Origin of the sequence: Pseudomonas sp. B21-010 (assembly GCF_024749325.1) — a bacterium.
Classification (GTDB): Bacteria; Pseudomonadota; Gammaproteobacteria; order Pseudomonadales; family Pseudomonadaceae; genus Aquipseudomonas; species Aquipseudomonas kilonensis.
In genome coordinates this window covers 463,822-475,656 of the sequence record NZ_CP087198.1, presented here as the reverse complement: position 1 = coordinate 475,656, position 11,835 = coordinate 463,822, and the positions used below count along the sequence as shown (strand labels likewise).

At 61.4% G+C, this 11,835-nt stretch carries 8 protein-coding genes and 1 pseudogene; 4 read left to right on the top strand and 5 right to left on the bottom strand.

The features are described from left to right. From LOY50_RS29015 to LOY50_RS02070, 4 genes and pseudogenes are all read left to right on the top strand, one after another. Positions 1–894: a methyl-accepting chemotaxis protein gene (locus LOY50_RS29015; RefSeq protein WP_371916714.1), complete on the top strand. Its 894-nt coding sequence runs from the start codon at positions 1–3 to the stop codon at positions 892–894. Between the two features lie 149 nt (positions 895–1,043). After that, a pseudogene (locus LOY50_RS29010) lies at positions 1,044–2,090 on the top strand (methyl-accepting chemotaxis protein); the annotation flags it as partial. Continuing rightward, on the top strand, positions 2,076–2,948 hold the full coding sequence (locus LOY50_RS29005) for a methyl-accepting chemotaxis protein (protein WP_408980852.1): 873 nt from the start codon (positions 2,076–2,078) through the stop codon (positions 2,946–2,948). The pseudogene LOY50_RS29010 and the gene LOY50_RS29005, both read left to right, overlap by 15 nt. A 1,330-nt stretch (positions 2,949–4,278) precedes the next feature. Next, the gene (locus LOY50_RS02070) at positions 4,279–4,620 is read left to right on the top strand and encodes a DUF6124 family protein (RefSeq protein WP_214510918.1); all 342 of its coding nucleotides are present in this window, start codon (positions 4,279–4,281) and stop codon (positions 4,618–4,620) included. Between the two features lie 132 nt (positions 4,621–4,752). Here the strand turns inward: LOY50_RS02070 and mdoH are convergent, their stop codons facing one another. The 5 genes from mdoH to LOY50_RS02045 all read right to left on the bottom strand — a co-directional run bounded on the left by mdoH (position 4,753) and on the right by LOY50_RS02045 (position 11,831). Continuing rightward, positions 4,753–7,323, bottom strand: coding sequence for a glucans biosynthesis glucosyltransferase MdoH (mdoH, locus tag LOY50_RS02065; protein ID WP_253471058.1), 2,571 nt, complete (start codon positions 7,321–7,323; stop codon positions 4,753–4,755). Beyond that, the gene (locus LOY50_RS02060; protein WP_301300303.1) at positions 7,316–9,055 is read right to left on the bottom strand and encodes a glucan biosynthesis protein G; all 1,740 of its coding nucleotides are present in this window, start codon (positions 9,053–9,055) and stop codon (positions 7,316–7,318) included. Before LOY50_RS02060 ends, mdoH begins: the two co-directional genes overlap by 8 nt. A gap of 350 nt (positions 9,056–9,405) precedes the next feature. Continuing rightward, positions 9,406–9,843, bottom strand: coding sequence for a D-aminoacyl-tRNA deacylase (dtd, locus tag LOY50_RS02055; protein WP_253471056.1), 438 nt, complete (start codon positions 9,841–9,843; stop codon positions 9,406–9,408). Then, positions 9,840–10,811 (bottom strand): prolyl aminopeptidase, encoded by a 972-nt coding sequence (pip, locus tag LOY50_RS02050; RefSeq protein WP_003196909.1) that lies wholly within the window; start codon positions 10,809–10,811, stop codon positions 9,840–9,842. The genes dtd and pip overlap by 4 nt, the downstream gene beginning before the upstream one ends. 105 nt (positions 10,812–10,916) lie before the next feature. Beyond that, complete coding sequence (locus LOY50_RS02045) at positions 10,917–11,831, bottom strand: alpha/beta hydrolase (protein ID WP_258690216.1); 915 nt, start codon at positions 11,829–11,831, stop codon at positions 10,917–10,919. Positions 11,832–11,835: the final 4 nt, after the last annotated feature.

Sequence of the window (11,835 nt, the reverse complement as noted above, 5' to 3'; positions counted from 1 at the left end):
ATGGGTCAACTACAAGGCAGCCTGCAGCGAATGGTCATCAGCCTGCGGCAACTGATCGGGGGTATCAGCGACGGCGTCACGCAAATCGCCAGCGCCGCCGAACAGCTCTCGGCCGTTACCGAGCAGACCAGCGCCGGGGTCAACAGCCAGAAAGTGGAAACCGACCAGGTTGCCACCGCCATGCATGAAATGACCGCCACCGTGCAGGAAGTGGCGCGCAATGCCGAGGAAGCCTCCGAAGCGGCAGTAGCCGCTGACCAGCAAGCTCGCGAAGGCGAAAAAGTGGTCGGCGAAGCCATCGCCCAGATCGAACGCCTGTCCAAGGAAGTGGGCAATTCCACCGAAGCCATGGGCCATCTCAAGCGCGAGAGTGACAAGATCGGCAGCGTGCTGGACGTGATCAAGTCTGTCGCCCAGCAAACCAACCTGCTGGCCCTCAACGCCGCCATCGAAGCGGCCCGGGCCGGTGAAGCCGGACGTGGTTTCGCGGTGGTGGCCGACGAGGTGCGCAGCCTGGCCCAGCGCACCCAGAAGTCCACCGAAGAAATCGAAGAACTGATCCTTGGTCTGCAGTCGGGCACCGAACAGGTCGCGACCACCCTGGACAACAGCCGCAACCTGACCGACAGCAGCGTCGAACTGACCCGCCGTGCCGGTGGCTCACTGGAAAACATCACCCGCACGGTCTCGGCGATCCAGTCGATGAACCAACAGATCGCCGCCGCCGCCGAGCAGCAGAGCGCCGTGGCCGAAGAGATCAACCGCAGCGTCGTGAACGTTCGCGATGTCTCCGAACAAACCGCTTCCTCCAGCGAAGAAACCGCCGCCTCCAGCGCCGAACTGGCGCGGTTGGGGGTTCATTTGCAGACGCTGGTAGGTCGCTTCAAGGTCTAACCAGAGGGCAGGTATAAAACCCGTGGCCAGGGATTGCTCGCGCTGGGGCGCGAAGCGGCCACTACTGTGACATCTATTCTCTACAGATCCCTTCCAACCGGTCGATATAGCTCCCAGCACATAAACTCAGCGCTGCAGGGAGTAACAGCATGTTCCGATGGCTAGGTAATGTAGGCGTTAATCGCAAACTCGGTTTCGGCTTCGGCCTGGTGCTGTTCCTGACCGTGATAATCGCCTTCACGGGCTGGACCGGCCTGGGTAACGTCATCAGCCGTGGCGACAAGCTGGGGTTCATTGCCAGCCTGAACGATTTGACCAAGGACTTGCGCCTGGCACGCATGAACTACGACACCTCGCGGGGCGAGAACGGCCCCCAGCAAGTCAACGACCTGATTGGCAAACTCGACGCCGGGCTGAAAACCGCCCGCCAACTGATCGAGCAACCGGCCGATGTCGCACTGATCGATAAACAATTGGCCGCCGTGGCCGAGTACAAAAAAGCCTTCGCCGAGATGACCCGCGCTACCGCCAGCCGAGAAGATGCCCGCAGCAAGCTCGGCGCCAGTGCAGACAATGCCGTGGCTCGCGTCGCTGAAGTAGAGAAGTCATTGCTGCAAGGCGACAGCGTTGCCCAGTTCAACAGTGTTGTGACCCTGAGCAAGGCAGTCCAGCAAGCGCGCTATCAAGTTCGCGGCTACACCTACAGCGGCAAGAGCGAGGCCCAGCAACCAGCCCTCGAGGCCGTCGACAATGTCCTCAAACTGCTCGCACGCTTGCCAGAGCAATTGCCCGAAGAACATGCCGCCAACCTGCAACAGGCCAGCGACTCGATCAATGCCTATCGCACAGCCGTCAGCCAGTTCCGCGACTCTCAGATCGACAACGCCGCGGCACTCAAGCGCATGGCAGATCAAGGTGACGTATTGATCGACGCCAGCCAAAAGCTGACCGTCTCCCAGACCGCCGTGCGCGACCATGATGCCGCCGAGGCCAAGACCTTCCTGGTCTCGGCTGCCGTACTGGCTCTGTTGTTCGGTGTCATCGCCGCCCTGGTCATCACCCGGCAGATCGTTGGCCCTCTGGGCCAGACCCTCAAGATCGCCGAACGCGTGGCTGCCGGCGACCTGACCCACAACCTCACTTCCGAGCGCCGCGACGAACTGGGCCAGTTACAGCGCGCCATGCAGAACATGACCGTGGGCCTGCGGCAATTGATCGGCGGCATCAGCGAAGGCGTCACGCAAATCGCCAGCGCCGCCGAACAACTGTCGGCCGTTACCGAACAGACCAGCGCCGGAGTCAACAGCCAGAAAGTGGAAACCGACCAGGTCGCCACCGCCATGCACGAAATGACCGCCACAGTGCAGGAAGTGGCCAGCAATGCCGAAGAGGCCTCCGAAGCGGCCGCCGCCGCCGATGCCCAGGCACGCGAAGGCGATAAAGTCGTCGGCGAAGCGATTGCCCAGATCGAGCGCCTGGCACTCGAAGTGGGTAATTCCACTACCGCCATGGGCGAGCTGAAGCGAGAAAGCGACAAGATCGGCAGCGTGCTGGATGTGATCAAGTCCGTCGCCCAGCAAACCAACCTGCTGGCCCTCAACGCCGCCATCGAGGCAGCCCGGGCCGGTGAAGCCGGGCGTGGGTTTGCGGTGGTCGCCGACGAGGTTCGCAGCCTGGCCCAGCGTACCCAGAAGTCCACCGAAGAAATCGAAGAGCTGATCCTTGGGCTGCAATCAGGCACTGAGCAGGTCGCGGCGACCCTGGACAACAGCCGCAACCTGACCGACAGCAGCGTCGAGCTGACCCGCCGTGCCGGTGGGTCGCTGGAAAACATCACCCGTACCGTCTCGGCGATCCAGGCGATGAACCAGCAGATCGCCGCGGCGGCTGAACAGCAGAGTGCGGTGGCCGAGGAGATTAATCGTAGTGTGCTGAATGTGCGTGATGTGTCGGAGCAGACGGCGTCGTCCAGTGAGGAGACTGCCGCTTCGAGCGCTGAGTTGGCGCGGTTGGGGGGGCATTTGCAGACGTTGGTGGGGCGGTTTCGGGTTTAATCTAGGTTTTGTGTGTATATCCGTTATTTAGGTAACGGCTACTTAGGGTTCCGCCCTGACGGCGGCTCACTTTTGAGAAGCGCAAAAGTAAGCAAAACGCTTCTGCCCCACCACTTGGTGCCTCGCCTAGGCTCGGCATGCCCTCACTCCGGCATTGCTCCGTGGGCCGCCGCGAAGGGCCATCCATGGCCCAGCGCGGCTAACCCGGCATCCATGCCGGGTTGCCCACTGCGCAATGCCTGCGTTCGGCCATCGTGGTTAACGGGGCGCCCGAGATCAACGTCCACCACGAGGCGGCCTGGTAGCCGACCTGGTTCTTGGTCGGACCGCGTTTCTCCTGTGGGAGCGAGCCTGCTCGCGAAGAGGTCGGCAAGCGCAACATCCATGTGACTGAACCACCGCTATCGCGAGCAAGCTCGCTCCCACATTCAATCTTCAGCGGACACAAAATTTATACCCAACACAGGCCCCCTGTGGGAGCGAGCTTGCTCGCGATGGCGGTGGGTCTGCTTGCACTAATGCTGAATGTGCCGCCGCCTTCGCGAGCAGGCTCGCTCCCACAATGGGATCGGAGTACGACAGGGAGAGCCAGGTCGGCTGTCAGGCCGCCTCGCGAGCAAGCTTTGCTCCCACAGGTCCTGCTCAAACAGATCTGACGGGTGTATGACCGGGAGAGCCAGGTCGGCTACTAGGCCGCCTCGTGGTGGACGTTGATCTCGGCGCCCCGTTAACCACGATGGCCGAACGCAGGCATTGTGGAGTGGGCATCCCGGCATGGATGCCGGGATAGCCGCGCTGGGCCATGGATGGCCCTTCGCGGCGGGCCCACGGAGCAATGCCGGAGTGAGGGCACACCGAGCCTAAGCGAGGTGCCGAGTGGTGGGGCAGAAGCGCTTTGGTTACTTTCGCGCTTTTCGAAAGTGACTCGCCGTCAGGGCGAAACCCTAAGTAGCCGTCACCTAAATAACGGATATACATACAAAAATACCTGCCTCCCACAATCCGTCATCCCAAGGCTACACAGCCTTGCGCCATTGCCTACAACTACGCCAGAATCCGCCGGCTTGTGCGCCTTGGCCCTGGGCTCTAACGTTTGCAGGTCGCTGTCAGTTCAGCGATCGGGTTTAGCAGCCTGGACAATCCTAGACGTACGCTCTCCACATTCGTGAGCAGGCTTCAGCGCCTGCACATCTATGTCATGGCGGTTGTGCGTGGGAGACCTTCGGGTCTGCCGGGTTCTAGGGTCCCGGTCTGCTAACCCGCGTACAGTCGCCACCCTTCTCGTTTAGCAGCGATATCTGGCGGCTCCATTACCCTAGGAGCGTCAACCATGCACAAGGTCACACCCAACCCACCAGAACCAGAAACCGACCCCAAGAAACTCCAGGAAGCCACCGACCGCGCACTCGATTACTACCTGAAGCCCAAACAACCCAAACCCGAAGAAAAACAGCCGCCGGGCCAGCTCTTCACCGTCGTCGACGGTATCGACACTGAAAGCCTGTTGGCCAACCTCAGCGAAAACCTGGCCTCAGCCGATGCCATGGTCAGCGACCTTGCGTTCGACCTGAAAGGCTCGCGACGCCATGTTGCCTTCGGCATTCAGCAACTGATCGAACTGAGTAGGTTATTGGCAAACCGGATGTTGGATACCATCAATCCACAACACTGACCGCACCACAAAATCGGGGGCGGCTGCGCCATCCAGCGGGAGCAAGCTCCCTCGCCACAAAGGCGATCCGCAGATAGAAAGTACGCTTAACAAAAAGCCCCGCTTCCTTTCAGAAGCGGGGCTTTTTGCGTATCAGGCCACTTGAGGCTGTGCGCTCAACGGCTGAAGCGGTAACAACGGTGCATGAGGATCAGCGTTGATCGATTCGCGCCACGCCGCCAGCCACTCGGGATGACCCTCGCTCCAGACCTGCTCATGCAGGCGGGACAAGGCCACCGGGTCGCTCAGCAGAGCCAGTCGCTCGGCGTTGCTGAGACCGGCCGGGCCGGCCTTCAAGGCGTGACGAACACGTTCGACCCGCAGCCATTCGATCGGCTCGGCCTTGCCGTGACGCGAGGTTGCCAACGCATACGCCAAGGCGTTCTGTTGCGGATCGACCACCGCCCGGATGAAACCGTCTTTGAGCGCATGCCAACGGTTTTCATGGGTGTACTGGTCCGTCGACAGCAGTTCCTGTGGCGGAGCGTATTCCTCAGGGATCAGGAACAGGCTTTCATCACGGGACTTCAAGCCCAGGCCCACGCGGCTGGAAATCACCGATACCGGAATCGACAGCATCAACGAACCGACAATCGGCACCAGCCACCACAGGAAGCTCGGGTTCAGCCAGATCACCAGCAAGGCCCAGAAGAAGCCCAGCAAGGTTTGCGGGCCGTGGCGCTTGACCGCTTCGCTCCATGGCGTGGAGTCGTCGTCACGTTGTGGCGAGTTCCAGGTTGCAGCCCAGCCCAGGAATGCGGCGAGCACGAAACGGGTGTGGAAAATCATCCGCACCGGCGCCAGCAGCATGGAGAACAGCATCTCCAGGAGCATCGACAGCGTCACCTTGAACTTGCCACCGAACTCCTTCGCACCCTTGGCCCAGATCAGCACGATACTCAGCAACTTGGGCAGGAAAAGCAGCACGATGGTGGTCGAGAACAGGGCGATGGCTTTTTCCGGGTGCCATTGTGGCCACAACGGATAGAGCTGACGCGGTTCAAGGAAGTACTGCGGCTCCATCAGCGTGTTCACCGCCAACAACGCAGTGGACAGCACCAGGAAGAAGAACCACAGCGGCGCCGACAGGTAGGACATCACGCCGGTCAGGAACACCGCACGGTGCACCGGGTGCATGCCCTTGACCAGGAACAGCCGGAAGTTCATCAGGTTGCCGTGGCACCAGCGACGGTCACGCTTGAGTTCGTCCAGCAGGTTCGGCGGCAGTTCTTCGTAGCTGCCCGGCAGGTCATAGGCAATCCACACGCCCCAGCCGGCACGGCGCATCAGCGCCGCTTCGACGAAGTCGTGGGACAGGATGGCACCGGCGAACGCGCCTTTACCGGGCAGCGGCGCCAGGGCGCAGTGCTCGATGAACGGCTTCATGCGAATGATCGCGTTGTGGCCCCAGTAGTGGGATTCACCCAACTGCCAGAAGTGCAGGCCGGCGGTGAACAGCGGACCGTACACCCGGGTGGCGAACTGCTGCATGCGCGCATACAGCGTGTCCATGCCCGAGGCACGTGGCGCGGTCTGGATGATGCCGGCGTCCGGCGTGGCTTCCATCAGGCGCACCAGGCTGGTCAGGCACGTACCGCTCATGACGCTGTCGGCGTCGAGCACGACCATGTACTTGTAGTCGCTGCCCCAACGACGGCAGAAGTCGTCGAGGTTGCCGCTCTTGCGCTTCACACGACGGCGACGGCGACGATAGAAGATCTTGCCGAAGCCCCCGGCTTCACGGCAGACGTCCAGCCAGGCCTGTTGTTCGGCCACGCAGATATCGGTTTCGTTACTGTCGCTGAGCACGAAGAAGTCGAAACGATCCAGGTCACCGGTGGCGGCCACCGACTCGAAGGTTGCGCGCAAACCGGCGAATACCCGCGGCACATCTTCGTTGCAGATCGGCATCACCAGCGCGGTGCGGGCGTCCTTGGGAATCGGCTCGTTGCCGGCGCTGGCACCGGAGATGCGGTACTTGTCGTGACCGGTGAGCAATTCGAGAAAGCCCATCAGCGCCGTCCAGAAACCCGCCGAGACCCAGCAGAACAGGATCCCGAACAGAATCAGGATGCTGGTTTGCAGCGCATACGGCAGTACTTGCGTGGCGGTCTGCAACAGCGGTTGGTGCAGGACTTCTTCCAGGTCCACGAACGACCAGCCCTGGTACGGCATGATGCCTTTCATGTACCAGCCGGCGACGATAGTCTGGCCGAGCATCAAGATCAGCAGGATGTAGCGACGGGTCGAGCCCACGGTACGCCAGCGTGCATGTGGCAGCACGCGCTCATCCTTGGGCGGCTTCGGCGGGTTGGTACGACCGGTCAGGCGCCGCCAGCCACGCACCAGGATATTGGTGCGCCACGGCTCCGGCACGACCTTGGTCCGACGAATCGGCGGCGTGGCTTTCAGGCATACCCGGCCGCTGGCGTCGAGCCCCAGCATTTCGGCGTCCTCGAGCTCCTCGGCAGTGTTCAGGGTCAGCCGGCGGCCCACCGAGGCTTGCGCCGCCTCGGCGGGCTCGTCGAAGGTCGATGACGACAGGCGTTCGTGCAATTCGCTGAAGGACTTGCAGCCCGCCAGCTCGGCGCGCTGCTCGTCGGTCATGGGCAAATGGGCCAGGTACTCGCTGAGCGTCTCTGGCTGTACTGAAGTATTACTCATCGGCTGGCAACTGATTGCTCCAGGTCTCGGTCAAGACTTGTTCAGTCGGTTCCGATTCCTGCTGGGTTGGGGTCGGTTCAACAGCGGCGTCTGCCGCCTTGACGGCCTTGGCTTCGTCTTTCGCTTTTTCGCTCGCGAGTTCTTTTTCGGTCTGCTGGCGAGCGACTTTGTCGGCCTTGGCCAGGGTCGTGGTCACGGAGTGCGCGGTGGCCGGGGCTTCTACAGGCGTCAATGGACGGACCAGCGCCGCACGCATTTCGGTGGCCTGTTTCGAATCCTTGATCTTCAACCGCAGGGTCAAGCGCCAGCCCTTGGTTTCAGGGTTGTAGCGCACGCTATTCTCGACGATCTCGCCGTTTTCGCCGACGCTCACCTGGCTACGCACATCGGCGTCTTCCGGCAGGGCTTGCAGGGACGGACCTTCGAAGTCCACCAGGTAGGCCACGCTGCCGTCCGGCTGACGAATCAGGTTGGACTGTTTCACGTCACCGGTGGAGCGCAAGGTCTGCTGGACCCAGGCGCTGTCCGGCGAGTGCAGGCTGGATTCGTCGAGAGTCCAGTGCAGGCGGTAGCTGAAGTCCAGCGGCTGGCCTGGCTCAGGCAGCTTTTCCGGGCTCCAGAAGGCAACGATATTGTCGTTGGTTTCATCGGCGGTCGGAATTTCTACCAGGTCGACGGAGCCCTTGCCCCAATCGCCTTTCGGTTCGATCCAGGCACTTGGACGCTTGTCGTAGCGGTCGTCCAGGTCTTCGTAATGGCTGAAGTCACGCCCCCGTTGCAACAGGCCGAAACCACGCGGGTTTTCTACCGAGAAGTTGCTCACGGCCAGGTGTTTCGGGTTGTTCAGCGGGCGCCAGATCCACTCGCCGTTACCGGCATGGATCGACAGGCCACTGGAATCGTGCAGTTCGCGACGGTAGTTCAGCACTTTGGACGGTTGGTTGGCGCCGAACAGGTACATGCTGGTCAATGGGGCCACGCCCAGCTTGGTCACGCGGTCACGCAGGAACATGCGCGACTTCACGTCGACCACGGTGTCGGTGCCCGGACGCAAGGTCAGGCGATAAGCGCCAGTGGCGCGTGGCGAATCCAGCAGGGCAAAGATCACCAGGTGCTTGTCGGTCGGCTTCGGACGTTGAATCCAGAACTCGCGAAAGCGCGGGAATTCTTCACCCGATGGCAACGCAGTGTCGATGGCCATGCCGCGGGCGGACAGACCGTAGGTCTGGCCCTTGCCGATGACGCGGAAATAACTCGCGCCCAGCATGGTCATGATCTCGTCCTGCTTGTCAGCCTTGTTGATCGGGTACAACACGCGAAAACCCGCGTAACCCAGCTGTTCGGTGGCCTTGGGATCGAATTTCACATCGTCGAAGTCAAAGCGCGACGGGTCGTACTTGATCTCTTCGACGGTGGTCGCGGTGATTTCGTTGATCTTCACCGGCGTGTCGAAATGCATACCCTGGTGATAGAAGGACAGCCTGAACGGTGTCTTCTGGTCGGCCCATTCGGCTTTTTCGGTACGGAAACGGATTTTTTGATAGTCAGCGAATTTCATTTCGCGGAATTCGTTCGGCAGATTACTGCGCGGGGCTTCGTATTTTTGCCCAGCCAGTTCTTGAGCCTTCGCCGATACATCATCCAGGCTGAATGCCCACAGTTGGCCCGCGCCGAACAGGCACAGCAGGGCCGAGCCCGCTACCAGGGCGTTTCTAAACCGTTTGGCAGTCATTTTTGGTGCATTACAGGGACTAACAATCACGAGCAACCCTCGCCGAAAACTGATCAAAAAACCAACGGCCAGATAAAGTATCTGCACGGTAACGGCATTGAAAAACCGTTCCTGCGGACCACTCTTGCCAAGTTGGCGAGCATTGTTCCGACTCCGATGGGACAAAATGATTCCCCAAACGGTCCAGGACAAGTCTCTACCTAAGTCAAATGGACCAGCGAACGCTGATCCCCCGTAGCGCGCGATTATCTAGTAGCCCGCGTGACAACGCATCAGGGGTAGCAAAGTATTTATCGAGAAAACTCCCAGTTTTGCCTCGAAACAGGCCCGAAAAGATGTTTCAAACGCTTTCAGACCTGTAACAGGAACGTTACCGGACCATCATTGACCAAATGCACCTGCATGTCGGCGCCGAATCTACCTGATGCCACAGTGCCATGCACCTGTTTTGCCTGGGTGAGCAAATAGTTGAACAACTCTTCTCCCAGGGCCGGAGGTGCGGCTGTCGAAAAACCCGGGCGCAAACCACTTTTGGTGTCGGCCGCCAAGGTGAACTGCGACACCAGCAGCAACCCACCACCGACATCCGCCAGGGACAGGTTCATCTTGCCGTCGGCGTCGCTGAATACTCGATAGTTAAGCAGCTTATGCAGGAGTTTGTCGGCGCTGGCCCGAGTATCCCCGGGCTCGACGGCCACCAACACCAGCAAGCCCTGATCCACGGCGCCGACGATCTCGCCTGATACTTCGACCCGCGCTCCGCGAACTCGTTGCAACAGCCCCTTCATGCTTCTTCAGGCGGCAGGTCGAGCAGACGCCGGGCCATTTGCGCAGCGGCGCGAACCAGGGCGTCGGTGATCCCCGGCTCCGAAGCGGCGTGACCCGCGTCGCGAATCACCTGCAGTTCGCTGTTGGGCCAGTTCTGATGCAACTCCCAGGCATTGTCCAGCGGGCAGATGACGTCGTAGCGGCCATGCACGATGACGCCCGGCAAATGGGCGATCTTGCCCATGTCGCGAATCAACTGGTTGGGTTCGAGGAAAGCGTTGTTGGTGAAGTAGTGGCATTCGATCCGGGCGATCGACAGCGCCCGCTGCGGCTCGGAGAAGCGATCGACCACCAGCGGGTTCGGACGCAGGGTCGCGGTGCGACCTTCCCAGGTGGACCAGGCCTTGGCCGCGTGCATCTGGGCGATCTGGTCGTTACCGGTCAGGCGCTTGTGGAAAGCGCTGAGCAGGTCGTCGCGCTCGTCCAACGGGATCGGTGCGATGTAGTCCTGCCAGTAGTCGGGGAACAGGCGACTGGCGCCGGCCTGGTAGAACCATTCGATTTCCTGCGGCCGGCAGAGAAAGATCCCACGCAGGATCAGGCCGTGTACGCGCTCGGGATGAGTCTGGGCATAGGCCAGGGCCAGGGTCGAGCCCCAGGAACCGCCAAACAGCACCCACTTCTCGATGCCCAGGTGCTTGCGGATGCGCTCCAGGTCTTCGACCAGATCCCAGGTGGTGTTGTTCTCAAGGCTGGCATGGGGGGTGGACCGACCGCAGCCGCGCTGGTCGAAAGTAACGATGCGGTACAGGTTCGGATCGAAGTAGCGCCGGCTCTGTGCATCGCAGCCAGCACCCGGGCCGCCGTGAATGAACACCACCGGCAGGCCTTCCGGGGAACCGCTTTCATCGACATAGAGCGTGTGGGTGTCATCGACAGCCAGATCGTGCCGGGCATGGGGTTTGATCTGCGGGTACAAAGTCTGCATTGCGCGCTCCGTAAGGGGTCGAGTCATCCCTGTGGGGACGTCTATTTAGTCTGCCGTACGGCATCATAAACCCGAATTACCTTAATGAGCATGTCCCCTGCGCAGTCAAAGCATGTCAGCCAGGTACGCCAGCAGCGTGCGATACATCCGATCGACCTCCGGCACCTGCCCCCGACCGCGCAGGCAACCGTGGACCAACCCTTCGCCCATGTACAACACAGACGCCACGCCTGCGGCGTTCAGCCGCTCGCTATAAAGGATGCCATCGTCGCGCAGAGGGTCCCATTGCGCCACGGCGATCAACGCCGGCGGCAAGCCGCTCAGGTGATCGGCGAGCAACGGCATGGCGAGAGGGGACGGTTGAGCGCCGTTCAGGTAGAGGGTGTGATAGCTGTCCAGATCGTTGCTGCTCAACAGCGGCGCATCGGCACATTCGTGGCGCGAGGGTAGCGTTGCCGGGCCACCGAGCGCCGGATAGATCAGCACCTGGGCCCGGGGCAACGCTTGCCCGGCATCGCGCAAGGCCAGGCATAACGCAGCGGCGAGATTACCGCCGGCACTGTCACCGACCACCAGCCGACGACGCGGGTCGATGGCAAAGGGCGCGGCTGCCAGATGACGCCACACGGCGAGGCAATCGTCCAACCCGGCTGGAAACGGATGCTCTGGCGCCAGCCGATAATCCACCGCCACCACCAGCGCACCAAGGGCAGCCGCCAGCTCCAGGCAGATGAAATCATGGGAGTCCAGGTCCCCCACCACCCAGCCACCACCGTGGAGATAGAGGATGCACGGCCAGCCGACGGGTGGCGCGGCACCCCGTGGGTGATAGGCGCGCACAGCCACAGCGGCCAGCTCGAAATCCTCGATGGCCAGTGTTGGCGGGCATGCCGGGGTGAACGCCCGGCACATTTGGCTGTAGGCCTGGCGCGAACCGGCGAGGCTGTCGTCCGGGCTGGTGAAGCTCAGGGTTTTGTCGATGAAGGCTGACATCTGCTCTGAGAGTGGATATGAGGCCATGAAG